Genomic DNA, 23,266 nt, shown 5'->3' with positions numbered 1-23,266 from the left:
AATCCAGGGATTCCTTCTCTGCCTGCTCTGCCTGCCGGTGTTCTGCATCTTTGGGTGTTCATGGGCAAGGATACCCGGCACATGTCCGTAAAAGCCTAAGTTGCTTGTGCCGACCGGCCGAATTGCGCCTCGTACAGCCTGCGGTAGCGCCCGTCGTTGAGTTGGAGAAGGGTGGCGTGCGTCCCTTCTTCGACAATTTTCCCGGCTTCCACAACGAGCACTCGGTCGGCGTGCATGATGGTCGAAAGGCGATGGGCAATCACCAGTGTGGTGCGGCCCACGGACAGTTCAGTGAGCGACTGTTGGATGGCCCGCTCGGTTTCACCGTCCAGCGCCGAGGTTGCCTCGTCGAGGATGAGGATCGCCGGATTCTTCAGGAAAATGCGGGCAATGGAAAGCCGCTGCTTCTGTCCTCCCGACAACTTGACGCCACGCTCGCCAATGACGGTGTCGAGGCCGAGCGGCAAGGATTCGATGAGCGTGTCGAGGCGGGCCCGACGTGCCGCTTCGACGATCTCCGCCTCGCTTGCGTCGAGTCGACCGTAGGCGATGTTCTCGCGAATCGTTCCGGCAAAGAGAAAGATATCCTGTTGGACAATGCCGATATTGCTGCGTAGCGACGCCAGCGTCATGTCGCGTATGTCGATGCCATCGATGCGAATCGACCCGGCGGAGATTTCATAGAAGCGCGGCAACAGCGAGCAGAGCGTTGTCTTGCCTGCTCCCGACGATCCCACCAGAGCCACCGTGTCGCCGGCTCTGATCGATAGGTTCAATCCATCAAGAAGCACATGCCCGTCCTGATAGCCGAAGCGGACGCCTTCGTAGCTGACTGTGCCTTCCAGCCGCGCGACGGCCCGCGCCCCGCTCCGATCGGCGATGTCCGGACGGGTATCGAGGAACGCGATGTAGCGCTCAAAGCCGGCGAGGCCCTTGGGATAGCTCTCGATGACGGAGTTGATCTTCTCGATGGGCCGGAAGAAAACGCCGACCAGCAAAAGGAAACCCACGAACCCGCCCGCCGAAAGTTCGCCGCGCAGAACGAAATAGCTGCCCGCCAGCATTACGACGACCTGAACGAACCGCATCGATAGATAACTCAGCGAGGAGGACGCGGCCATCAGCTTGTAGGCCTGCAACTTGGTCGCTCGATAGTTGCGGTTCTCTTCCGCAAAGAGCCGACGCTCGTGGTTCTCATTGGCAAAGGCCTGCACAACCCGGATGCCGCCGACATTTTCCTCGATCCGAGCGTTGAAGTCCGCGACGCTGTTGTAAAGCCCGTGCCAGGTGTTTGTCATGCGCCCGCCATAGTAGGTCGTGGCCACCGCGGCAATCGGTACGACCGCGCCCGTGATGATCGCTAGCGCCGGATGCACCCAGAGCATGACGATAAAGGCGCCGACCAACGTCATCACGGCGATGAAAACGTCCTCCGGACCGTGATGTGCAACCTCGCCGATCTCCTCCAAATCCTTGGTCAGACGGGCGACCAGATGACCCGTCTTCAGGTTGTCGAAAAACCCGAAGGAGAGCTTCTGCAAGTGGTCGAATGCCTTGCGGCGCATCTCCGTTTCTATGTTGATGCCCAGCATATGTCCCCAGTAGGTGACAACGACCTGCAAGCCGGCGTTCATGAGAAAGACCAGAAACAGCCCCAGGGTGGCGAGCGATATCAGCCCCCACTCCCCCGTTGGAAGCAACCGATCCACGAAGAGGGTCACTGCCACCGGAAAGGCCAGCTCAAGAAGGCCAGAGACGACGGCACTGCAGAAATCCAGCAGGAACAATTTCCGATGTGGCCGATAATAGGCGGCAAAACGCTTCAACAAGGCGGGCAAGGATGGGTTCCTCGATGGGTCGGAGCGAGAGCATGGAAGCTTGATGCGCGAGATCAGGGGCGGGTTCAACCCTCTTGCAATTAGCGATGAGGGACCGGTATCAACCGGTCCCGGAGTGGCCTTTTAAACTAAACTCCAGAGCTCGACACTACCAGAACTTGCTGAGTTTCAGCGTGAAGGTCCTGCTTTCGCCGTAACCGCAGACCGAGACGCCCTGGCATCCCTTGACGTATTCCCTGTCGAGGAGGTTCGCCACATTCAGGGAAGCCGCCCAATCGTCCTTCTCGTAGCGGATTGCCGCATCGACCAAGGTCGCGGATGGCACCTTCAGCGTGTTCAGCGCATCGGCCCAGGATCCGCCTTGATAGCGCACGCCCGCGCCGAGGCTCAGTCCCTCGAAGGCGCCATCGGGCACCGTGTAGTCCACCCACAGCGAAGCCTGTGTGTCAGGCACGATGACCGGGGTCTTACCTATGAGGGCGGGGTTCAGATCCTCGGTGACTTCCATATCGGTGTAGGAGAACGCGGCGATCACCTTCCAGTCGTTCGCGACGTTGAACTTGCCCTCGAGTTCGAAACCCGTCGAGCGAACTTCGCCGAGCTGAGCATTCACGAAGAAGCCCGGCACCGCCACGGAAACATTCTGCTTGGTGATCTGGTAGAGGGACGCCGTCAGCAAGCCGTCGACGAAGTCCGGCTCGTACTTGACGCCTGCTTCATACTGATAGCCCTCCTCCGGCTCCAGACTGGCCATCTTTGCCGGATTTGTGGGATCGCTCGGATCCGTCGTACGGGTACCGACGAGCGGGTTGAAGAACGTCGCGGCACTGACGTAGGGCGTCACGCCGTTTTCGAACTCGTAAGCAAGGCCGGCGCGACCGCTGAGTGCCGCATCATGAGCCTGGTAGCTTGTACCGATAGCCGCATCGGAGTCCGTGTCGACATAGTCGTAGCGTCCGTTGAGCGTCACCAGCCAGCCGTCGCCGAAGCGGATCTGATCCTGGGTATAGATACCGAGCTGCTGCTGCGTCAGGACTTGATCGAGATAGACGAAGTTCGCGTCCTGCGGCACACCGTAGACGGGGTTCGTGGCGCTGATCGGCGTCGCTCCGCAGCAGGCCTGAACGTGGTCGAGTCGATAGTGCTTGTAATCGAGCCCGGCGAGGAATGCATGGTTCGCGCCGCCCAGTTCGAATTCGTTCTCGGCACGATTGTCGATAGCGAAGGCGTCGACTTTGGACGTCGCCTCGAAACCGATGCGATTGAGCAGATAATCCGGGCCAGTCGGCGCACCACCGACCCAGCCGAAGGTGTAGGGGCCTTGCTCATGTTTGTAGAGGTGGCTGTAGCGGGCGTTCTGCTTCAGGCTCCAGCCATTCTCCAGTTCATGCTCGGCTTCGTAGCCAATCATCTGCTGGACATAGGTGCCTTCGTCGAGGTCCGGTTCTCCATAAAATGCGTCTCGGTCGATCTTACCGAAAGACGCGTCAACCACGGTGCCCTCGTAAGGCAGGAAACCGTTGCCTACGTGAACCTGGTCGAGGCCCTGCAGCAACGCATAGAGAGACAGGCTCGTCGCATCATCCGGAGCGTAAGTAATCTGCGGCAGGATCATGCCGCGCAGATCCTCGGAAAAATCGGTGTAATTGACGCCGCCAGCGATCTTTCCGGTGACGCGGTAGCGGATCGTGCCGTCCTCGTTCAGCTTATCGTTGACGTCGAAGCCGCCGAAGGCATTGCCATCGCTGTTGATGCCGATCTCGGCGTAGTAGTGCTGCTCCTCCACCGGCCGCTTGCTGATCAAGCTGATGATGCCGCCGGGATTGGACCCGCCATAGAGCACCGACGCCGGCCCCTTCAGCACCTCGACGCGCTCCAGCATGAACGGATCGATCTGGAAGCCGCCGAAGCCGAAGCTGAAAAGCGTAAGCGCATCGAGGAAGACGCCCGTTTGCGTCGCGTCGAAGCCGCGAAGATAGAACCAATCCGTATCGGTATCGGTCCCGAACGGCTCCGCGGCAACGCCAGGCGTATAGCGTAGCGCCTCGTCGACCTTGTTTACGACACCGCGATCATCGAGCTCTTCGCGTCCGATGACGGAGACGGACTGCGGAATTTCGGTCACCGGGGTGACCGATTTCGTGCCGGTCGTCGTCGCCCTGGCGACATAACCCTCGACGGGTCCGGTAGCGTCATCTTCGGCGGACTTGCCCTGGACCTCGATTTTTTCGAGGATTGTTGCCGGCGCATCCTGCGCGAACGCCGCACCCGCTGCCACAAGCACGGTGCTTGCGACCCCTGCCAGCCATCCCGTCAACCGTGCCGCCCTGCAACTTACCATAGTCACTCATCGCCCCATGCCGAACGATCGTGCCGGGCCCCCGGATGATGTGCGGCTCTTAAACCTGATAAGGTGAGTGATTATATCAACTATTATGCCGACGCTTGTCGTAATCAACGAAAGTTGAATGATCCTGGGCTATTCACTGCGAACGAAGGCGCATGATCGACAAATTGCTCAGGCCAACCGGCTTCGTTTCCACAGCGCAGGGCTGGTACCCACGACCTTGCGGAATACCCGCGTGAAATGCGCCTGATCCGAAAAGCCGGTCTCAACGGCAACGGCCGTCAGCGGCGCCTCGTTCTCCAACAGCATCTGCTTGGCCCGCTCAATCCTCGAATTGGTCTGCCACTGGTGTGGTGCCATACCGGTCGAAGCCTTGAACGCGTGGCTGAAATGCGATTGCGACAGCCCTGCGAGGGAAGCCAGTTCCTCCAGCCGGATATTGCGGCCGATATTCTCCTCAATGTAATCAACGGTGCGGCGCAACTGCCAGGCGGCGAGTGGGCTGCGCTTGCGCGGATCACTACGGTTTAGCTTCATCAGGTCGATAAACAGGGCCAGCGTCAGCCCGTCGCCATAGAGATCGTGCAGTGGCTGCGGATTGAGGCATTCGGCAGCAATCATCTGCGCCAGTTGAAGAACTCGCTCGTCGTGAAACATCAGCCGCGGGGTGTCGCATCGGTCGGCGTCCAGGCCCTCCATCAGGCGCCGGCTGAGAACATCGAGGTTAAAATGCAGGTCGAGGTGGCGGATATATCGGACGTCGACCACGTCGGCCCAAATCTCCATGCCTGCTGGAATGTAAGAAAGCTTCTGCTCGCGATAATTCTGCACGCTGCCGCGCCCATCCGGGGAAAGCTTGACGTTTAAGCGGCTTCCACCCTGCGCATCGAGAACGATGAACATGCGCGGATCGTCGGACACATAGTAGCCGCCTGCCCGCGCCTCGCATTCTACATCCCAGACATCGGCGATTATCCCGTTCCATTCCCGGCGATGCAATCCGCCGAGGATCTTGAACCCGGAGATCTTGTTCTGCATCCGTGGTTGAAACGTCATTTAATGCGGGCCCAGTGCTCGGGGGATAAGGGCGAGGCTGCCCTCGGCAATTCCTTCTTTCTTTACTCATCTTTAATGTGCGACGGAAGCCCACTCCGATTTGTCTAAGTGCCCATAACGGCTTTTGAGCGATCGTCACGACGACCCGCCGCCTTGAGAGAATCAGAACTGCGGTCGCATCCATCCTGGCTGCAGGTCCCGATACCGATAATGTGAACATTTCATTCGATGGATGCGATCAAGCGAGTTTCGCCATGGATCCATTTTCTTGACCGCTGAGAACTTTGGTATTGTGTTTTCGCTTCCTTTTGCGCTTCCTATCCGCATTGGAGGAGACAAAAGCTGAATGGAGGCAGTGCGAAGCACAACGGATACATCCATCGATCCGGAATTTGGGCCCTGGCTTGCCCAGGCTTCGATCCTGGTCGTCGACGACGAACCTGGCATGCGTAACTTTCTCATCCGGACCCTTGGACCGCGTTGTAAGCGCATCGAGGAAGCCGCTGACGCGGACGAGGCTTCCCGCAAGCTCGACCAGCACCACTACGACGTAGTCATCCTCGACAACATCATGCCGCGCAAGAACGGGGTGGAATGGCTCGCCGAACAGCGCGCGGTCGGCTTCTTCGCCGATACCATTCTGATGACTGCCTATGCCGATCTCGATACGGCGATCCAGGCGCTTCGCGCCGGTGTGGTGGATTTCGTCCCCAAGCCCTTCCGTTCCAACCAGATCCTCAATGCAGTGGCGCGCTGCCTCGATCGGCTTCGCCTCAAGCGCGAGAACTATGTTCTGCGTCACGAGCTGAAGGCCACGTCCGACCATATCCTTCTGCGCGACCGCCTGATCGGTGAATCGGCGGCCATTGCCCGCGTCCGCGAAACGATAGCGAAGGTGGCGCCGCTGCCGACCTCCGTGCTGCTGACCGGACAATCCGGTACCGGCAAGGAAGTGGCCGCGCGCTCGCTGCATGCGCTTTCCGATCGTGCAGCCAAGCCTTTCGTTCCGGTCAATTGCGGCGCCATTCCGCCCGACATGATCGAAAGCGAACTTTTCGGCCACTTGAAGGGCGCGTTCACCGGGGCGGCCCGCGATCGGGAGGGTCTGTTCCTGCATGCCCACGGCGGCACGCTCTTCCTCGACGAGATCGGCGAACTGCCAGCGGCGACCCAGAGCAAACTGCTGCGCGTTCTCGAAGACCGGAAGGTGCGGCCCGTCGGTTCCGAGCGCGAGGTCCCGGTCGATCTGCGCTTCGTTTTTGCCACCAATGCCGAGCTTGAAAAGGCAGTGCAGGCGGGCCGCTTCCGGGCCGATCTCTTCTACCGCATCAACGTCATGCAGATCCATCTGCCGCCACTCAAGGAGCGCGAGGATGATGCCCTCGAACTCGCCGATCTCTTCATGGCAAAACTCGCGCGGCAACTTGGCATGCCGGCGGTCGCGATCGGTCCTCAGACACGCCAGGCGCTCGCCGCCTATGACTGGCCGGGCAATGTGCGCGAGCTGCGAAACCTGGTCGAGCGGACGCTGATCCTCGGCCGCTTCCCGGACGGCTTCGGCTATTCGATCAGCCCGCAGGCCAATTCCGGCGACATGACGCTCGCTGAATTCGAACGCCGGCACATACTCGGCGTCCTTGCGAGTTGCTCGGGCCAGCGCGAGGAGGCGGCGCGGCGTCTCGGCATTTCCCGCAAGACGGTGGACCGCAAACTGGCGAGCTGGGATGACTGAAGCCGCTGGTCCCGGTTCCCCCGCCCGTTCCGTGCGATACCGGCTGCTCGCCATCGCGCTCCTGCCGATGCTGGTCATCCTGCCGCTCTTGCTCGGCGCGACGATCCATCGTTGGAACGCGAAGTTCGATGCCGCCCTGATATCTAAGGTCAATGGCGACTTGACGATCGCCCATCAGTATCTCGCCCGCATCCTCGAGAACACCGGCGAGCACATCACGGCGCTGGGTGGGTCCGTCCGCTTCCGCGATGTCGTGGCCGAAGGCCGGCCGGCCCTTGCGCAATTGCTGGGCGAAAGCAGGAAGCGGCTCGTTCTCGACTTTCTATATGTCGTCGGCCCGGACGGAAGCTTGCTGGCTTCCAGCTCCGAAGATACGGCAGCGCGGCTGCGCACCGACTGGCCAATCGTTCGCGCGGCGATCAACGGCCGGCCTGCGACGGCGATCGACATCTTCGCTCCCGAGGATCTCAAGCAGCTGGCGCCGGACCTTGCAGAACGCGCCCGGCTGGCACTCGTGCGGACGCCGAATGCCGTTCCGACCGACAGGAGCGAGGAAAGCCGCGGCATGGTGGTGCAGAGCGCGAGCCCCGTTTTGCTCGCCGACGGCAGCCCCGCCGTCCTGGTCGGCGGCACCCTGCTCAATCAGAACCTTCTCTTCATCGACACGATCAACGATCTCGTCTACCGCCAGGCCAGCCTCCCGGAGGGCAGCCGAGGCACGGCGACGCTGTTTCTCGATGACGTCCGCATCAGCACCAATGTCCGCCTCTTCGAAGGACGTCGGGCTCTCGGCACGCGTGTTTCTGCCGCCGTCCGCTCCGCCGTTCTTGGTGATGGTAAGACCTGGCTCGACAGCGCCTTCGTCGTCAACGACTGGTACATCTCGGCCTACGAGCCGATCGTCGACAGCTATGGAAAGCGGGTCGGCATGCTCTATGTCGGCTTCCTGGAGGCACCGTTCACGGCCGCGAAATACCAGACGGTCTTTGCCGTTGCTCTCGCATTCCTGGCGATCGCCGCCGCCAGCGTGCCGATCTTCCTTAGGTGGGCCCGGGCGATCTTCCAACCCCTGGAGCGCGTCAATTCCACAATCGGCAAGGTGGAGGCCGGCGATCTCGGCGCCCGTACGGGCCCGGTCGACAGCCACGACGAGATCGGACGCGTTGCGATCCATCTCGATCATCTGCTGGACCAGTTGCAACAGCGCGACAAGGCGCTCAGATCGTGGAATGAGGAACTCAATGCCCGCGTCGACGAGCGGACCCGCGATTTGCAGCTCGCCAATCACAAGCTCGAGGCCACCACGAAGCAGTTGATCATGTCCGAGAAGCTTGCGGCGATCGGCGAGATCACCGCAGGCGTGGCGCATGAGATCAACAACCCGATCGCCGTGATGCAGGGAAATCTCGAAGTGATCCGTTCCGTGGTCGGCGATACGGCCGCGCTGGCAGAAACCGAGTTCCGGCTGCTCGACGAGCAGATTCACCGCATCAGCCAAATCGTCACCAAGCTCCTGCAATTCGCTCGTCCGGAGGAATTCGCCGGCATCCTCGAGCGCCATTCGCCAGGCGAGGTCATCGCCGACTGCCTGCCGCTGGTCCAACACCTGCTCGCCAAGGCATCGATCGAGGTAAAGAACAAGGACAGCGCTTCGCGCCTTGTCCTGATGAACCGGACAGAGCTGCAACAGGTGATCGTGAACCTCATTGTCAACGCCATCCACGCCATGCCGGATGGCGGCGCCCTATCGCTCCTGACCAGCGACAGGAACCGGGAGGGGCGCGCCGGTGTGGAAATCGTCATAGCCGACACCGGCATCGGTATGGCCGAGGAGATTGCCGCAAAGGTCTTCGATCCTTTCTTTACGACCAAGCGCCAGGAAGGGACCGGCCTTGGTCTCTCTATCAGTCAGACCCTGGTCAGCCGGCAGGGCAGAACCATCTCCGTCGACAGCAGTCCCGGAAAGGGCGCCACCTTCATGATCTGGCTTCCCGAAGCAGCCTGACAGGACATTTTGTCCGCGTCGCACGGACATTTTGTCCGCCGCACGGCGCGTACTGACCCCTCTAAGTCTTTGAAATCCCGCGCAGTGCTTCCTGGCACGATGGTTGCGTTGCATTCCGTCGGAGGGAGGGCGCGGCCGTCAACTGCCATAGCGACGGCATGTAACGGCCGTTGGCGGATGAGCGGCGGAGGGGCCGCAAACGTCCATGCCTTTCATCCGGAATTCATCGAGATCCCGATCGGATCGACGCGGAGGAGCTTATGACAACGTCTACAGACACTATGCCGGGTACCTATGCCGGCGGCATACTCGACCGGGAGCGGATCATCGCGCAGCCCGGCTTCAATCGCTGGCTGGTTCCGCCGGCGGCGCTCGCCATCCATCTCTGTATTGGGATGGCCTATGGATTCAGCGTCTTCTGGCTGCCGCTGTCAAAGTCGATCGGCATCAATCAGTCGGTGGCCTGTGCCGACCTCAACCTCGTCACCGCTCTGTTTACCACTACCTGCGACTGGCGGGTTTCCGATCTCGGCTGGATCTACACGCTGTTCTTCGTGCTTCTCGGATCGTCTGCAGCGCTCTGGGGCGGATGGCTCGAACGCGTCGGCCCGCGGAAGGCGGGCTTCGTCTCCGCGCTCTCCTGGTGCGGCGGCATCACCGTGGCAGCGATCGGCGTGAAGACGCACCAATTGTGGCTGATGTGGCTGGGGGCCGGCGTCATCGGCGGGATTGGCCTGGGTCTCGGCTATATCTCTCCGGTCTCGACGCTGATCAAATGGTTTCCCGACCGTCGCGGCATGGCGACCGGCATGGCCATCATGGGCTTCGGCGGCGGTGCCATGATCGGCGCACCGCTCGCCGATATGCTGATGACCTACTTCAAGACGCCCGATTCCGTCGGCGTCTGGCAGACCTTTCTGGTCATGGCCGCGATCTACTTCGTCTTTATGACGGGCGGCGCCTTCGGCTATCGCATCCCGCCGGCAGGTTGGCGCCCGGACGGTTGGTCACCGCCCGTGGTAGCCAAGACGGCGATGATTACTGTTCACCACGTGCACCTGCGCGACGCCCACAAGACCAGACAGTTCTGGCTGATCTGGGCGGTGCTCTGCCTCAATGTTTCGGCTGGCATCGGTGTGATCGGCATGGCGTCACCCATGCTCCAGGAAATTTTCGGGGGTCGGCTGATCGGCCAGCCTGACCTCACCTTCACACAGCTCGACGACACCCAGAAGACCGCGATCGCGGCAATCGCCGCCGGCTTTGCCGGCCTGCTGTCGCTTTTCAATATCGGCGGTCGCTTCTTCTGGGCATCGCTGTCGGACAAGATCGGCCGGAAGAACACCTATTACACGTTCTTTACTCTCGGCATCATTCTGTATGCGCTGGCGCCGACGGCTGCGCATATGGGCAGCCAATTGCTATTCGTCGCGATCATCTGCGTGATCCTGTCCATGTATGGCGGTGGTTTTGCCACGGTACCTGCCTATCTCGCTGATATCTTCGGGACACAGTTCGTGGGGGCCATTCATGGACGGCTGCTGACCGCGTGGGGCACGGCCGGCATTATCGGTCCGGTCGTCGTCAACTACATCCGCGAATTCCAGATCGCCGCGGGCATTCCCCGCGAACAGGTCTATGATTTCACGATGTATATCCTCGCCGCAATGCTGGCGCTCGGATTAACCGCGAATGCGCTAGTTCGCCCGCTATCGGAGAAGTGGTTCATGAAGCCGGAGGAAGTCTCGGCATTGCAGGCGAAATCTGCCACCGCTCAGTCGGGACCGACCGGCTCGTTCGGCATCGGCCGCGGCAGGCTGGACGGCCAGGCTTTGCTGGCCTGGGCGGTCGTTGGTATTCCCCTACTTTGGGGTGTCTGGATGACCTTGCAAAAGACTGCGGCTCTCTTCTGAGTGGTCATCGAGCGACGACCCTCCGAGCCAGCTCTGGGTCGTCGCCGGTGCCGCAGGGCCTAATCACGAACCACACGTCGATGCGATCAGGAGGCACCGCTTCATGGGGACGCCTTGAACGGCCACCTCCTCTTTGCGACAGTCTAGGAAGTAGCAATATCGACCCATCGCGGCCCTCGGGAAAATGACTTTCGAGCCTCGACCGGACTCTAGCCAAGGGCCTCCTGCCACATAACGATTTTGAGGAAGTCCGGACTGTCGGCGCCGCGGGCGAGCAAATATTCCTCGTCAGCTCGGCCCGAAGACAAATTCCACCGATGTCAGCGGCCAGCAGCCGCATGTCCATTCGATCGTCTCGTCGGCGCGGTCGGTGTTGCGAGCATTTATTCGGAACACCGGCGTGCCTGGCGTGAGCTGCAGGATTTCCGCCTCTTCTGGTGACGCAAAGCCGCCGCTGATCCGGGTCTCGGCGCGTCGGAACGTTTCTATGCCATGGGCGCGGAACACGTCGCTCACCGATTGACGCTCGCCATAGGCCTCCTCGAAATCCGGGAAGCGATGTGCCGGAAAATATTTGTCGTTCACATAGATCGGCTGCTCGCCGAGGAGGCGCACGCGGCGCAGGTGGATGATCTCTGAACCGGCTGCGACACCGAGATTGCCTGCGCTCGTCTGATCGGCCTGATCACGGGCGAGCAGCCAGGTGATGGTCGAGATCGAGCGACTATGGGTATCGATATTTTCGCGAAAGGACCGGCCGTCGCGGATCGAAAAGATCGCAGGCGGGCTTCGGACGAAGATGCCGACGCCCTTTCTTGCGGTGAGATGTCCCTCCTTCTGGAGCTGCTGCAACGCGCGTCGGAGCGTGACGCGGGTGACGCCCAGGCGGGCGGCCATGTGGTTCTCGCCCGGAAGCTGTTCGCCCGGCGAGAGTGCGCCGGATTCGATCCGCGCGAGGATATGGTCATAGATCTGCTGCCAGATCGGACTGTCCTGACGCGGCGCGAAGGTCAATCCGTCAAAAGCGGTGAGCTGCGAACCCGGCTGGTCGAGCATGCCTGTCTCCCGTTTCGCTCACGCTGCGGCCACGGGAGCCGCCGCGACATGCAGTGCCCGGGTTGCATAGACCAGACGGCCGCCGCAGAACGTGGCGACGATCTCGGGGTGACCTGCACGGCTGGCGTCGACGAGCAGCAGGTCGGCGCGCTTGCCCGGCTCGATCGTCCCACGGTCGTCGAGCCCGGCCGCCGCCGCCGGATTGGCCGATACCAGCTTCCAGGCGTCGCAGAGGCCTGCCTGGTCGGGTCCCGCGAGCTTGAACGCCGCATGCAGTGGCGAGGGATAGTGGTAGTCCGAGGCGAGGCAGGTGCAGAGGCCGGCTCGGATCGCATCCGTGGCATTGAGGGCGCCGTTGTGACTGCCGCCGCGCACGACATTCGGCGCGCCGAGGATGACCTGCTCGCTATGGCGGCGCGCCTCCGCCGCGGTTTCCAGCGTCAGTGGGAATTCGGAGGAACGGGCGCCGAGGGCACGGAAGCGCCGCCGCTCCTCGGGCGTTGCCTCATCATGGGCAAGCAGCACGTTGCCGTATGCCTTCGCGGTCGTCGCCACCTTTTCGATCGCGGCAGGCACGGCGTCGCGCCGGGTCCAGACGCTGTCGAGCAACGCCTTGTAGGCATCCTGCGATAGACCGGAGCGCTCAGCCATCTGCGGCAGCTTGCGGGCGATCGAGCCCTTGAGCACCGAGCCGGTCGTGTGGTCGTTGAGCGCGATGACCGGCTGAGGGTCCAGGCCGAGCCATTCGAGGACCATCGGCAATTGATCGAGTGCAAAGGTCTCCCAGCGAATATGCAGGCGCGTATCGCAGGAGAGACGGTCGCGGAGAGACTGGATCGCCCGGATCACCTCGGCCGCGGCTTCAACCGAGCGCAGGCCCGGCTCCCAGGAGACGGTGACGCCGTGAAAAGCGGTGGTAATACCGTTTGCGACAAGCTGCCGGTCGGTGTCACGCAGCGCAAGCGCGGCGTCGAAGCGCACACCCGGCCGGGGCATGAGGTGCCGCTCGAAACCGTCGCCATGGATGTCGACGATGCCTGGCAGCGCGACGAGCCCCTCGGCGTCGATTGTGATCGCCGGACGCGATAGGAACGCTGCGAAACGCCCGTCCTCAGTGGCAAGATCTGCCTTCACCGGCCCCCCGGAACGAAGCACCGTCCCGCTTTTGATCAGCACATTCATCTTGTCCTCGTTTTTTCCGAGAGCCGCCCGCGGAAAACTGTCACTAGCTCGTCACGTGACGCCGCTAGGGATAATCGCAGAAATACTTCCTGTCTATACAGCAAGGGGACGAAACATGATCCGCACAGTCATCGCAGCGCTTGCCCTCACCGTTGCTTCGATCGTTCCGGCCTTGGCCGAGACGGTCAAGTTCGCCGTTACCGACATCGAAGGCCTCGAAGCCCTGCAGCAGGAATTCGGTGGCTTCGAAGAAGCGCTCGAAAAGGTCACCGGCCTCGACATCGAGCTCTTCCCGGTCAGCTCGCGGGCGGCGGCCGTCGAAGCGATGAATTCGGGACAGATCGATCTCGTTCTCACCGGACCGGCCGAATACGTCGTAATGAAGGAACTGGCCGAGCCGAAGATCGTCGTTGCCTGGCAGCGGCCGGACTATTTCGCCCAGATAGCGGTGTTGTCCGACGGCTCCATCCGCTCGCTGGAGGACCTCAAGGGCAAGAAGGTTTCATTCGGCTCGGTCGGCTCGACTTCGCAGCACCTTGGCCCGGCCCAGGCACTTACCGATGCCGGTCTCAATTACAATGTCGATTATGAAGCCGTCATCTTGTCGCGCAATGTCGCGGCGGAAGCGCTGATCCGCGGCGACATCGCCGCCATCGGCCTCAACTTTGGCCATCTTGCCTCTGTGCGCAAAGCCTTCCCCGACACAGCCTTTACCGTGCTGGCTCGCGGTCGCGACCTGCCGAACGATATTCTCGTCGCCCGCAAGGACATTGCCGATGACGTGCTCCAAAAGGTGCGGGTCGCATTCGTCGAGCATGGCAAGGAACTGATGGAAGGCGTTCTGAAGGGCGACGATAATCAAAAGTTCAAAGGCGGCTTCTTCCTGACCGACGTCAAGGACAGCGACTATGACTATGTCCGTTCGATGTACCGCACGATCGGCGTCGATACCTTCAAGGACTTCGTCAACTAATCTCGTTGCCAGTTATCAGATCGGCGGCCGGCGCCTCGTCGCCGGCCTTCGGTCGCAGCCAGGAGCCGTCGATGTCCGAAATCATCCGAACCGAGGCGTTGAAGAAGAGCTACGAGAACGGCAAGCCCGTGCTCGATGGCGTTGACATACGGGTCGGGTCCGGCGAGCGGATCGCGCTGATCGGTTCGAACGGCGCCGGCAAGTCGACATTGCTGAAATGTCTAATCGGCCACACGCCCTTCTGCAGTGGCGAAGTCGCCACGCTCGGCGAGACCTTCCGTGCGTCTCCAAGCAAGACCCAGTTGCATCGTATCCGCCAGCGCGTCGGCTTCGTTTTCCAGAATCACGGGCTGGTGCGGCGCCAGTCGGTGCTGACCAATGTCGTGCACGGCAAGCTCGGCTTGGTAGGCGGATGGCGGGCCTGGCATCAGGCAATCGCCCGGCAGGAAATTCGAGAGCAGGCCATGGAGGCCCTGGCCCAGGTCAAGCTGACGGCCAAGGCCAGATCGCGGGCGGACGAACTCTCCGGCGGGCAGGCGCAGCGTGTCGCGATCGCCCGCGCGCTCATCCGCCAGCCCGCCCTGATGATTGCCGATGAGCCGGCGGCCAGCCTCGATCCGACCGCCGGACGTGACGTCATGGAGGTCTTCAGCGACCTCGTCCGTAGGAAGGGCATCACCTTGGTCTTTACCACGCACGACATGGACCACGCTGTCAGTTTTGCCGATCGTGTCATCGCGCTCAAGGGCGGCCGAGTCTGTTTCGACCTGCCGGCAAGCGAGGTCCGCCGCAGCGAGGTTGATGGTGTCTTTCATGCATGATCGATTGCTACCCGGCAGAGTGCATAGCGTCTCGCCGGCGACTTTCGCTGTCCTGGTGGCGGTTGCAGCGCTCTTCATCGTCTCGATCGGTCAGGTCTCCCCCTCTCCGTCGCAACTGGTCGCCGGCTTACCGCGCATGTACGGGCTTCTGGAGCGGATGATGCCGCCGAGCATCGAGCCGGGTTTCCTGACAAGGGTGATGTGGCGGACCGTCGAGACGCTGCAGATCGCCTTCGTCGGCACGGTGTTCGGGGTACTGCTCAGCCTGCCGCTCGCCTGGTTCGCATCGCGCACGCTCACGCCCCTCGGCCCGTTGCGGCATGTCTTCAAGACGTTGATCTCGCTCTTCCGGACAGTGCCGGACATGGTTTGGGCGCTGCTCTTCGTCGCCTCTATCGGGCTTGGTCCCGTGGCCGGCACCATGACCATCATCATTGACACGATCGGTTTCTGCGGTCGATTCTTCGCCGAGGCGATCGAGGATGCCGACAAGCAGCCGCAGGAGGCGCTATTCACATCCGGCGCGAGCCGCTTTTCAGTACTGACTGGCGCCGTCATCCCCGACATCATGCCATCGATGATCAACACGTCGCAATTCGCGTTGGAAAAGGCGTTGCGGTCTTCCGTGGTGCTCGGGCTCGTCGGTGCCGGCGGCATCGGACAGGAACTGAAAGTGGCCTTCGACCTCTTTCAATACAAGAACGCCTCGACCATCATCCTCGTCATCTTCGTGCTGGTCCTGATGATGGAATTCGCGACCGACCGGCTGCGGGCCAAGGCGCAATAGCGAGCATGAAGTCCATGGCCAGGAGGCAGAGCGTGCCAACGCTCCCGATCAGCCTTTGTTGCGGCTCACGAAGACCGTGCTTGCGTCGCTGACGTTCGATACGTGCCAGTATGCCGCCTTGGCGGCCTCTTCGGCATCGGCACGAAGAATCGCTGTAACGATGCTCTGATGTTCCTGATAGGACTTCGCGAGCCGCCCCGGCAGCCGGAATTGGGCGCGGCGGAAGGGCGCAAGTCGAGCCCGGGTCTGAGTCACCATTTCGAAGATGTGGTCATTGTGCGCGCCGCGATAAAGCATTGTGTGGAATTCTAGATTATGCGCGGCATAGTCCTCGTCGGCGCCCGCATGGACAAGGCGGATGGAGTCTCCGTGCATCTTCTCCAGCGCGCGGCGCTCGTCGACGGTCATACGCTCGGCGGAAAGCCGAGCGCAGATCCTCTCAAGTTCGGCCATGGCCTCGAACATCGAGGCGAGGTATTCACCGGTCACGTTCATGACCACTGCGCTGCGATTTGGTTGCCGGTCCACGAGGCCCATGGCGCAGAGCTGCCGCAGCGCTTCACGCACCGGGGTCCGCGAGACGTCGAAGCGTCCGGCGAGCGAGAATTCGTCAAGTTTTTCGCCCGGCCGCATCTCGCCAGTGACGATCATGTCGGCGACCGCCCGCACCATCTCATCGACGGTCGTACCTGCCCGGATGATCTCTCTTCTTCTTGGCTGTTTCACGCACGGATTCGCCATTGGAATTTGCATACAGATGCACGCACGTGGTCCGCAAGTCAAACTGGAAGCTTTAATTCTCTGAAGTGCAACCTCTTTTCCGGATTGCCTGACTTAGATCCCGTGCGGATCGGCGCCCCCGCAAGACACTACCGCCCATTACATTAGCATCGCATAGAAAAATGGCATTCTCTTAAAAAACTGCATACAGTTTGCTCAAGAAGCAACCGGCTCTCATAGGCCCACTCAGCAATATCAAATAGTTGCGCCTTGGCACGCACATTGCATGCACTTTCCTTGCATCGATTTCGAACCGGCCATCGCCACTCGCAAGGAGCATTCCAATGACCAAACTCCTTCATGCCTCCCCCGCAATATCCCGCCGCGTATTTCTGCAATCATCTGCCGCGGGTGCCGCCGTGGCGAGCCTCGCGCCGGGTCTCCTCCTTTCGCCTGCCGCCGCGCAGAGCGCACTGACCGTCGGCTTCATCTATGTCGGCCCAAAGGACGATTACGGCTACAACCAGGCGCATGCTGAGGGAGCGGCGGCGATCAAGGCTCTGCCGGGCGTCACCGTCGTCGAGGAGGAGAACGTCCCCGAGACCGTCGACGTACAGAAGACAATGGAATCGATGATCAACCTCGATGCGGCGGCGCTGCTCTTCCCCACCTCCTTCGGTTATTTCGATCCCCACATGTTGGAGATGGCGAAGAAATATCCCGACCTTGAGTTCCGCCACTGCGGCGGCCTTTGGCAGGAGGGCAAGCATCCGGGTAACACCGGTTCCTATTTCGGCTATATCGGCCAGGGACAATATCTCAACGGCATCGCCGCCGGCTATGCGACCAAGGGCAAGAAGATCGGCTTCGTCGCCGCCAAGCCCATTCCGCAGGTGCTGCAGAACATCAATTCCTTCCTGCTCGGCGCCCGCTCGGTCGACCCGACGATCACCTGCCAGGTGATCTTCACCGGAGAATGGTCGCTCGCAGTCAAAGAGGCGGAGGCCACCAACGCGCTCATCGACCAGGGAGCTGACGTCGTGACCTGCCATGTGGATAGCCCAAAAGTCGTCGTCGAGACGGCCGCCGGCCGCGGCACATTCATCTGCGGCTATCACGCCAATCAGAGTCCGCTCGCTCCCGAGAAGTACCTCACCGGCGCGGAATGGGCATGGGGCAATGTCTACACGGACTTCGTGAAGAAGGCCCGGGCGGGAGAAAAGCTCGGAAACTTCGTGCGCGGCGGACTGAAGGAGGGCTTCGTCAAGATGAGCCCGCTCGGCCCGGCGGTTTCGGAGGAGGCCCGCAGAAAGTTCGAGGCAACCCTTGCGGAAATGATGGGCGGCGGTTTCTCGGTCTTCAAGGGGCCCATCAAGGACAACAAGGGCAATATCGTCGTGTCCGAGGGGCAATCCTTTCCAGAGGACGCGATCGAGCTCGAGAGCATGGCCTATCTGGTTGAGGGCGTCGTCGGCTCAACCGCTTGAGGGCATTGCATCATGACCGTGGAAGCCAACTCCCACACTTTGCCTAGGCTCGACGGGCGGGTCGGCAGTCTCCGTCCCTCCCTCGAATGGCTGGCCCGGCGCGCTGAACCGCTGGCAATTACGCTCTTTGCCATCCTCATCGGACTGGCGCTGTTCTCGATCTTCATCGCGCTGATCGGTAAGTCGCCGATCCAGCTTTTCGAGCTTATCTATGCCGGCGGCTTCGGCACCTGGTTCTCGGTCCAGAATTCGCTAAGCCGTGCCGCGCCGCTGCTGCTGACCGCGCTCTGCGTCGCCCTTCCCGCCAGGCTCGGCCTCGTCGTGATCGGCGCCGAAGGCGCGGTTGTGCTCGGCGGCCTTGCCGCAGCCGCGATCGCCCTGCCCCTCGTCGGCAGCGCGCCCCCCCTTCTCGTCTGGCTCATCATGGCGCTTGCCGCCATGCTCGTTGGAGCCGTCTGGATCGGGCTCTCGGGCTTTCTCCGGCACTATCGCGGCGTCAACGAGACAATCGCCTCGCTTCTGCTCGCCTATATCGCAATTGCCTTGTTGAACCATCTGATCGAGGGACCCCTGCGCGACCCGGCAAGCCTCAACAAACCCTCCACCGCGCCGTTGCCACCGGACTACATGCTCGGCAGCATCCCCGGAATGGATGTCCATTGGGGTCTCGTCATTGGCGTCATCGCCTGCACTCTCTCCTGGGTGCTGATCGAGGCGACGAGCTTCGGTTTCGCCGCGCGCATTGCCGGCGGCAACGTCCGTGCCGCGCAGATCCAGGGGCTGCCGGTGGGCAGGCTTATCGTTGGTTTCACCGCGCTCGCCGGCGCCTTCGGTGGTCTTGCCGGCATGATCGAAGTCGCTGCGGTGCAGGGCAGCGCCAATGCATCGCTTGCCGCAGGTTACGGCTACACCGGCATTCTCGTCGCCTTCCTTGCACGCCACAACCCGCTGGCGATCATTCCGGTCGCCGTGCTGCTTGGCGGGCTCGATGCCTCCGGCGGCCTGATCCAACGCCGCATGGGCCTTCCGGATGCAACCATGCTGGTACTTCAGGGTACGCTTTTCGTCGTCATCCTGTTTTGCGAGACCTTCTACGGCCGCTGCAAGATCTTCAATCCGGACCTCTGGAAAAGGAGCGCATGATGGAAGCCATCGGCATCGGCGTCTGGGGCGTTCCGCTGGCGGTCTTCGCAGGCGCGATCCGCGTCTCCACGCCCTTCATCTTCGTCAGCCTCGGCGAAGCGATCACCGAGCGCTCCGGCCGTATCAACCTGGGCCTCGAAGGCACGCTCGTCTTCGGCGCAATGACGGCCTATGCGGTCGCGGTCGTGACGCTCTCGCCATGGCTCGGCGTTCTGGCGGCAATGGCAGTCGGCGCCTGCTTCGGCATCATCCACGGTTTCATCTGCAAGTTCCCGAAGGTGAACGACATCGCAATCGGCATTGCAATGATGCAGTTCGGCCTCGGCCTCGCCTTCTTTCTCGGCAAGCCCTTCATTCAGCCCGCCGCCCCGAGGCTGCCAGCCATCGCCTTCGGCGCCTGGTCGGATCTGCCGCAGATCCAAGCCGCGCTCAACATCAACGTTCTCTTCCTCGTCGGCGCAGCCCTCGCCCTCGTTTTCTGGTGGGCCTCCCGCAATACCCGCGTCGGCCTCATCCTGCGCGTTGTCGGCGACAGTTCGGACGCCGCCCGGGCGATGGGCTTGAACCCCGATACGGTGCGGCTCTTTGCAACAGCCGCCGGCGGAGCGCTGGCAGCGATCGGCGGCGCCTATCTCTCGCTCTACTATCCGGGCTCCTGGAACGAGGGCATCTCGTCAGGCCAGGGCCTCATGGCCGTTGCGCTCGTCATTTTCGCCCGATGGAACCCGATCGGCTGCTCCCTAGCCGCGCTTCTCTTTGGCGGCGCTGGCGCGCTTGGGCCGGCCCTGCAGTCAGTCGGCGTCACGAAGGGCTACTACCTATTCTATGCCGCCCCCTACGTGCTGACCCTCGTCATCATGATCGCCACATCCTCTCCCACCCGCTCGCTCGCCGGCGCCCCCGGCGCCTTGTCGATCACCAAATAGGAGCGATCCGTCATGACCAGCCTCGGCTCCCTGTCGATCACGAGCCATAAGCGCAGCCATATCGATGCCGATCCCTATCCATGGCCCTATAACGGCGATCTCAGACCCGAGAACACGGCGCTGATCATCATCGACATGCAAACAGATTTCTGCGGTCCCGGCGGATACGTCGACCACATGGGCTATGATCTCTCGCTGGTTCGCGCACCGATCGAACCGATCAAGAAGGTGCTCTCGGCAATGCGCGCCAAGGGTTACCACATCATGCACACGCGCGAGGGCCACCGGCCGGATCTGGCAGACCTTCCCGCAAACAAGCGCTGGCGCTCGCAGCGGATCAAGGCAGGGATCGGCGATGCCGGTCCTTGCGGGCGGATCCTGGTGCGCGGCGAGCCCGGCTGGGAAATCATCGACGAGTTGAAGCCGATCCAAGGGGAAACAATCATCGACAAGCCGGGCAAGGGCTCCTTCTGCGCCACGGATCTCGAACTGATCCTGACCCAGAAGCGCATCGACAACATCGTCCTGACCGGCATTACCACCGATGTCTGCGTGCACACGACCATGAGAGAGGCCAATGACCGCGGCTTCGAATGCCTGCTGCTCGAGGATTGCTGCGGCGCGACCGACTACGGCAACCATCTTGCCGCAATCAAGATGGTGAAGATGCAGGGCGGCGTCTTCGGCTCCGTCTCCAATTCTGCGACGCTCGTGGGTCAGTTGCCATGATTATCGGCGAAATCCGTGCTCCAAAGAGCATTCCCGCCGTCGGCATCGAGACCGTCGAGATGACGATGCGTTTCGGCTCCTTCACCGCGCTCGACCACGTTTCGATCAAGGTGCCGGCTGGCACCTTCCATGCGCTTCTCGGCGAAAACGGCGCTGGCAAGTCGACGCTCGTGAAATGCATCATGGGCTTCTACCACCCGACTTCCGGGCAATTGCAGGTCGACGGCCGCGAAGTGGCGATCGCTTCGCCACGCGATGCGGCCACTCACGGCCTCGGGATGGTCTACCAGCATTTTACGCTGGTCCCGTCGCTGACCGGCGCCGAAAACCTGGTCATCAGCCGCGCGCGCGTACCCACGATCATCAATTGGCCGAAGGAGAAGAAGCGCCTTTCCGCCTTCATGGAGACGATGCCCTTCGCCATACCGCTTGATCGGCCGGTGAGCGCACTCGCCGCCGGCGAGAAGCAGAAGCTCGAGATCATCAAGCAGCTCTATCTCGGGCGCCGGTTCCTGGTGCTCGATGAGCCGACCTCCGTGCTCACACCGGCGGAGGCCGACGACATGCTCGGCCTGGTGCGCGGCATGACCGAGCGCGGCGAGCTGACGGTCCTGATGATTTCCCACAAGTTCCACGAGGTGACGAGGTTCGCCGACGCGGTCTCCGTGCTCCGACGCGGAAGACTTTCAGGCGCCGGCAGGGTATCCGAGCTCTCCACCGCCGATATGGCGGGAATGATGATCGGTGACGTCAAGCTTGCCGAACTGGACACGCGCCTGCCCGTTTCCCCGCACGCCGCTCCGGTGCTCGCGGTCAAGAAGGTCAAGGCACCGGACCGGACCGGCCTGAAGCCGATCGAGATCGATGATCTGGTCGTTCGCTCCGGGGAGATCGTCGGCATCGCGGGCATTTCCGGCAATGGGCAGAAGGAGCTTTCCGAGGTTCTCGCCGGCCAGCGCGGGGCCGAGGGGGCGGTCATCGTCAAGGGGAGGCCCTACGGCGCAACGCGGCTCGAGACGAGGGCAAACAACGTTCGCTTCATCCCGGAAGAGCCGCTCAACAATGCCTGCGCCCAGAACATGACGGTGACGGAGAACCTCGCCTTCCGCACGTTCGACCTTGCAAAGAATGGCAGCGACGCGATTTGGCTCGACGCGCGCGGTATGAAGAAGCGGGCGATGGCGCTGATTTCCGAATTCAAGGTGAAGACCGCCTCGACCGCCTCGCCGATTGCAGCCCTTTCGGGCGGAAACGTGCAACGCGCCGTGCTGGCGCGCGAACTGTCGGGCGAGGTCGACCTCCTGATCGTGTCGAATCCCTGTTTCGGTCTGGACTTTTCAGCGGTCGCGGAAATCCGCGCCCGGATCATGAAGGTACGCAATGCCGGCGCGGCCGTGCTCCTGATGTCGGAGGATCTCGACGAGCTGATGGAAATGTCGGACCGGATCCTCGTCATGTCGGACGGCAAGCTCGTCTACGAGACGCCAATCCGCGAGGCGGACGTTGCCGTCATCGGCGCGCATATGGCGGGGCACCACTGATGGCGGAGATCAAGGCAGACCCTTTCCCGTTCCGGCTCGACCGCGGCGCCGTCGCCCTCATCGTCATCGACATGCAGCGTGACTTCACGGAGGAAGGCGGCTTCGGCGCCAGCCTCGGCAATGACGTGACCTGCGTGGCGAAGATCGTGCCCGACGTCAGGCGGCTGATCGAGGGCTTTCGCGCCGCCGGCCTGCCCGTGATCCATACCATGGAATGTCACCGTCCAGACCTTTCCGATCTGCCGCGCGCCAAGCGCGAACGCGGCAATCCTCGCCTGAGGATCGGCGACGAGGGTCCCATGGGGCGCATCCTGATTGCGGGCGAAGCGGGCACCGCGATTCTGCCGGAACTCGCGCCGGTCGATGGCGAGACGGTCATCGAAAAGCCTGGCAAGGGCGCGTTCCATGCGACACCGCTCGACGACATCCTCAAGGAGCGGCGTATCGCCCAGCTCGTCTTCGCCGGCGTCACGACGGAGGTCTGCGTGCAGACGACCATGCGCGAGGCAAACGACCGCGGCTACGAGTGCCTGCTCGTCGAGGAGGCGACGGCAAGCTATTTCCCCGAGTTCAAGGCCGCAACCCTGGCGATGGTCCGTGCGCAGGGCGCAATCGTCGGATGGACAGCGCATCTCGCCGACGTGCTGAGGGGGATTGCCCATGCCTGAAGCGACCCGCGAGAGCCTGACCCAGGGAAGCTGGCGCGAGCTCGATTTCGAGCCGTTCCGCGACCGCGTGATGATCCATTGGATCAAGCGCTTCGAAAGCGACCAGCCGGGAGTGGCCCTGCTCCGCTACGAGGCCGGCGCTTCCGTGCCACGCCACCGCCATGAGGGCCTGGAGACGATCCTCGTGCTCACCGGCACGCAGTCCGATGAAAGCGGTGACTATGGGGCCGGCACCTACATCGTCAATGCCGCGGGCACGGAACATTCCGTCTGGAGCGATACCGGCTGTGTCGTTCTGATCCAGTGGGATCGGCCCGTGACGATACTTCAAGGAAGGTGAAA

Annotated in this window: 19 protein-coding genes; 13 read left to right on the top strand and 6 right to left on the bottom strand. The window is 62.0% G+C overall.

From position 1 onward, the window contains the following. Nucleotides 1–95: 95 nt before the first annotated feature. The 3 genes from J2Z31_RS27470 to J2Z31_RS27460 all read right to left on the bottom strand — a co-directional run bounded on the left by J2Z31_RS27470 (nucleotide 96) and on the right by J2Z31_RS27460 (nucleotide 5,241). Nucleotides 96–1,838: an ABC transporter ATP-binding protein gene (locus tag J2Z31_RS27470; protein WP_209606661.1), complete on the bottom strand. Its 1,743-nt coding sequence runs from the start codon at nucleotides 1,836–1,838 to the stop codon at nucleotides 96–98. Between the two features lie 148 nt (nucleotides 1,839–1,986). Then, nucleotides 1,987–4,179, bottom strand: coding sequence for a TonB-dependent siderophore receptor (locus J2Z31_RS27465; protein ID WP_209606906.1), 2,193 nt, complete (start codon nucleotides 4,177–4,179; stop codon nucleotides 1,987–1,989). Nucleotides 4,180–4,356: 177 nt separating this feature from the next. After that, entirely contained in the window at nucleotides 4,357–5,241 is an 885-nt protein-coding gene (locus tag J2Z31_RS27460) for an AraC family transcriptional regulator (protein ID WP_209606659.1), read from the bottom strand. Nucleotides 5,242–5,587: 346 nt separating this feature from the next. Here J2Z31_RS27460 and J2Z31_RS27455 point away from each other — a divergent pair, with 346 nt between their 5' ends. The 3 genes from J2Z31_RS27455 (at nucleotide 5,588) to J2Z31_RS27445 (ending at nucleotide 10,891) form a co-directional block, all read left to right on the top strand. Then, nucleotides 5,588–6,973 carry a sigma-54-dependent transcriptional regulator gene (locus tag J2Z31_RS27455; RefSeq protein WP_209606657.1) on the top strand — a complete coding sequence of 462 codons (1,386 nt, stop codon included), beginning with the start codon at nucleotides 5,588–5,590 and terminating at the stop codon, nucleotides 6,971–6,973. After that, entirely contained in the window at nucleotides 6,966–8,978 is a 2,013-nt protein-coding gene (locus J2Z31_RS27450) for a sensor histidine kinase (RefSeq protein WP_209606654.1), read from the top strand. Before J2Z31_RS27455 ends, J2Z31_RS27450 begins: the two co-directional genes overlap by 8 nt. Nucleotides 8,979–9,238: 260 nt before the next feature. After that, entirely contained in the window at nucleotides 9,239–10,891 is a 1,653-nt protein-coding gene (locus J2Z31_RS27445; RefSeq protein ID WP_209606652.1) for an OFA family MFS transporter, read from the top strand. A 288-nt stretch (nucleotides 10,892–11,179) separates the two neighbouring features. Here J2Z31_RS27445 and J2Z31_RS27440 read toward each other — a convergent pair whose 3' ends face one another. Both J2Z31_RS27440 and J2Z31_RS27435 read right to left on the bottom strand, forming a co-directional pair. Continuing rightward, nucleotides 11,180–11,947, bottom strand: a complete 768-nt coding sequence (locus J2Z31_RS27440) for a GntR family transcriptional regulator (protein ID WP_209606649.1) — start codon at nucleotides 11,945–11,947, stop codon at nucleotides 11,180–11,182. A gap of 18 nt (nucleotides 11,948–11,965) precedes the next feature. Then, nucleotides 11,966–13,129 carry an alpha-D-ribose 1-methylphosphonate 5-triphosphate diphosphatase gene (locus J2Z31_RS27435; protein WP_209606647.1) on the bottom strand — a complete coding sequence of 388 codons (1,164 nt, stop codon included), beginning with the start codon at nucleotides 13,127–13,129 and terminating at the stop codon, nucleotides 11,966–11,968. A gap of 115 nt (nucleotides 13,130–13,244) precedes the next feature. Between J2Z31_RS27435 and J2Z31_RS27430 the strand changes: the two genes are divergently transcribed. From J2Z31_RS27430 to phnE, 3 genes are all read left to right on the top strand, one after another. Then, a complete protein-coding gene (locus J2Z31_RS27430; RefSeq protein ID WP_209606645.1) occupies nucleotides 13,245–14,102 on the top strand; it encodes a PhnD/SsuA/transferrin family substrate-binding protein in 858 nt (285 codons plus the stop codon). Between the two features lie 71 nt (nucleotides 14,103–14,173). After that, complete coding sequence (locus J2Z31_RS27425) at nucleotides 14,174–14,923, top strand: phosphonate ABC transporter ATP-binding protein (RefSeq protein WP_209606644.1); 750 nt, start codon at nucleotides 14,174–14,176, stop codon at nucleotides 14,921–14,923. Further along, nucleotides 14,916–15,710 (top strand): phosphonate ABC transporter, permease protein PhnE, encoded by a 795-nt coding sequence (gene phnE / locus J2Z31_RS27420; RefSeq protein ID WP_234939720.1) that lies wholly within the window; start codon nucleotides 14,916–14,918, stop codon nucleotides 15,708–15,710. Before J2Z31_RS27425 ends, phnE begins: the two co-directional genes overlap by 8 nt. 48 nt (nucleotides 15,711–15,758) lie before the next feature. Here the strand turns inward: phnE and J2Z31_RS27415 are convergent, their stop codons facing one another. Continuing rightward, on the bottom strand, nucleotides 15,759–16,436 hold the full coding sequence (locus J2Z31_RS27415) for a GntR family transcriptional regulator (RefSeq protein ID WP_209606640.1): 678 nt from the start codon (nucleotides 16,434–16,436) through the stop codon (nucleotides 15,759–15,761). Nucleotides 16,437–16,774: 338 nt separating this feature from the next. Here J2Z31_RS27415 and J2Z31_RS27410 point away from each other — a divergent pair, with 338 nt between their 5' ends. Genes J2Z31_RS27410 through J2Z31_RS27380 form a run of 7 tightly spaced genes read left to right on the top strand, consistent with a single transcriptional unit; the run spans nucleotide 16,775 to nucleotide 23,264 of the window. Then, nucleotides 16,775–17,917 (top strand): BMP family ABC transporter substrate-binding protein, encoded by a 1,143-nt coding sequence (locus tag J2Z31_RS27410; protein ID WP_209606639.1) that lies wholly within the window; start codon nucleotides 16,775–16,777, stop codon nucleotides 17,915–17,917. 12 nt (nucleotides 17,918–17,929) lie between these two features. Beyond that, nucleotides 17,930–19,060, top strand: a complete 1,131-nt coding sequence (locus J2Z31_RS27405) for an ABC transporter permease (RefSeq protein ID WP_209606636.1) — start codon at nucleotides 17,930–17,932, stop codon at nucleotides 19,058–19,060. After that, complete coding sequence (locus J2Z31_RS27400; RefSeq protein ID WP_209606904.1) at nucleotides 19,060–19,986, top strand: ABC transporter permease; 927 nt, start codon at nucleotides 19,060–19,062, stop codon at nucleotides 19,984–19,986. The genes J2Z31_RS27405 and J2Z31_RS27400 overlap by 1 nt, the downstream gene beginning before the upstream one ends. Nucleotides 19,987–19,998: 12 nt before the next feature. Further along, on the top strand, nucleotides 19,999–20,715 hold the full coding sequence (biuH, locus tag J2Z31_RS27395) for a biuret amidohydrolase (protein WP_209606634.1): 717 nt from the start codon (nucleotides 19,999–20,001) through the stop codon (nucleotides 20,713–20,715). Next, complete coding sequence (locus tag J2Z31_RS27390) at nucleotides 20,712–22,256, top strand: ABC transporter ATP-binding protein (RefSeq protein ID WP_209606632.1); 1,545 nt, start codon at nucleotides 20,712–20,714, stop codon at nucleotides 22,254–22,256. The genes biuH and J2Z31_RS27390 overlap by 4 nt, the downstream gene beginning before the upstream one ends. Further along, nucleotides 22,256–22,924 carry a cysteine hydrolase family protein gene (locus J2Z31_RS27385; RefSeq protein ID WP_209606630.1) on the top strand — a complete coding sequence of 223 codons (669 nt, stop codon included), beginning with the start codon at nucleotides 22,256–22,258 and terminating at the stop codon, nucleotides 22,922–22,924. The genes J2Z31_RS27390 and J2Z31_RS27385 overlap by 1 nt, the downstream gene beginning before the upstream one ends. Then, complete coding sequence (locus J2Z31_RS27380) at nucleotides 22,917–23,264, top strand: cupin domain-containing protein (protein ID WP_209606627.1); 348 nt, start codon at nucleotides 22,917–22,919, stop codon at nucleotides 23,262–23,264. Before J2Z31_RS27385 ends, J2Z31_RS27380 begins: the two co-directional genes overlap by 8 nt. The last annotated feature ends 2 nt before the right edge of the window (nucleotides 23,265–23,266 follow it).

Origin of the sequence: Sinorhizobium kostiense (genome assembly GCF_017874595.1) — a bacterium.
GTDB classification, from domain to species: Bacteria; Pseudomonadota; Alphaproteobacteria; order Rhizobiales; family Rhizobiaceae; genus Sinorhizobium; species Sinorhizobium kostiense.
Note: the sequence above shows the minus strand (reverse complement) of the source record. Positions and strands in the feature narration are given on the sequence as shown.

What these genes read in the sequence shown, in the direction of transcription:
- J2Z31_RS27455 (WP_209606657.1), top strand. Translation starts at nt 5,588, where the DNA reads ATGGAGGCAGTGCGAAGCACAACGGATACATCCATCGATCCGGAATTT.
- J2Z31_RS27380 (WP_209606627.1), top strand. Translation starts at nt 22,917, where the DNA reads ATGCCTGAAGCGACCCGCGAGAGCCTGACCCAGGGAAGCTGGCGCGAG.
- phnE (WP_234939720.1), top strand. Translation starts at nt 14,916, where the DNA reads ATGCATGATCGATTGCTACCCGGCAGAGTGCATAGCGTCTCGCCGGCG.
- J2Z31_RS27425 (WP_209606644.1), top strand. Translation starts at nt 14,174, where the DNA reads ATGTCCGAAATCATCCGAACCGAGGCGTTGAAGAAGAGCTACGAGAAC.
- J2Z31_RS27410 (WP_209606639.1), top strand. Translation starts at nt 16,775, where the DNA reads ATGACCAAACTCCTTCATGCCTCCCCCGCAATATCCCGCCGCGTATTT.
- J2Z31_RS27460 (WP_209606659.1), bottom strand. Translation starts at nt 5,241, where the DNA reads ATGACGTTTCAACCACGGATGCAGAACAAGATCTCCGGGTTCAAGATC.
- biuH (WP_209606634.1), top strand. Translation starts at nt 19,999, where the DNA reads ATGACCAGCCTCGGCTCCCTGTCGATCACGAGCCATAAGCGCAGCCAT.
- J2Z31_RS27450 (WP_209606654.1), top strand. Translation starts at nt 6,966, where the DNA reads ATGACTGAAGCCGCTGGTCCCGGTTCCCCCGCCCGTTCCGTGCGATAC.
- J2Z31_RS27405 (WP_209606636.1), top strand. Translation starts at nt 17,930, where the DNA reads ATGACCGTGGAAGCCAACTCCCACACTTTGCCTAGGCTCGACGGGCGG.
- J2Z31_RS27400 (WP_209606904.1), top strand. Translation starts at nt 19,060, where the DNA reads ATGGAAGCCATCGGCATCGGCGTCTGGGGCGTTCCGCTGGCGGTCTTC.
- J2Z31_RS27440 (WP_209606649.1), bottom strand. Translation starts at nt 11,947, where the DNA reads ATGCTCGACCAGCCGGGTTCGCAGCTCACCGCTTTTGACGGATTGACC.
- J2Z31_RS27435 (WP_209606647.1), bottom strand. Translation starts at nt 13,129, where the DNA reads ATGAATGTGCTGATCAAAAGCGGGACGGTGCTTCGTTCCGGGGGGCCG.
- J2Z31_RS27445 (WP_209606652.1), top strand. Translation starts at nt 9,239, where the DNA reads ATGACAACGTCTACAGACACTATGCCGGGTACCTATGCCGGCGGCATA.
- J2Z31_RS27390 (WP_209606632.1), top strand. Translation starts at nt 20,712, where the DNA reads ATGATTATCGGCGAAATCCGTGCTCCAAAGAGCATTCCCGCCGTCGGC.
- J2Z31_RS27385 (WP_209606630.1), top strand. Translation starts at nt 22,256, where the DNA reads ATGGCGGAGATCAAGGCAGACCCTTTCCCGTTCCGGCTCGACCGCGGC.
- J2Z31_RS27430 (WP_209606645.1), top strand. Translation starts at nt 13,245, where the DNA reads ATGATCCGCACAGTCATCGCAGCGCTTGCCCTCACCGTTGCTTCGATC.
- J2Z31_RS27465 (WP_209606906.1), bottom strand. Translation starts at nt 4,179, where the DNA reads ATGGTAAGTTGCAGGGCGGCACGGTTGACGGGATGGCTGGCAGGGGTC.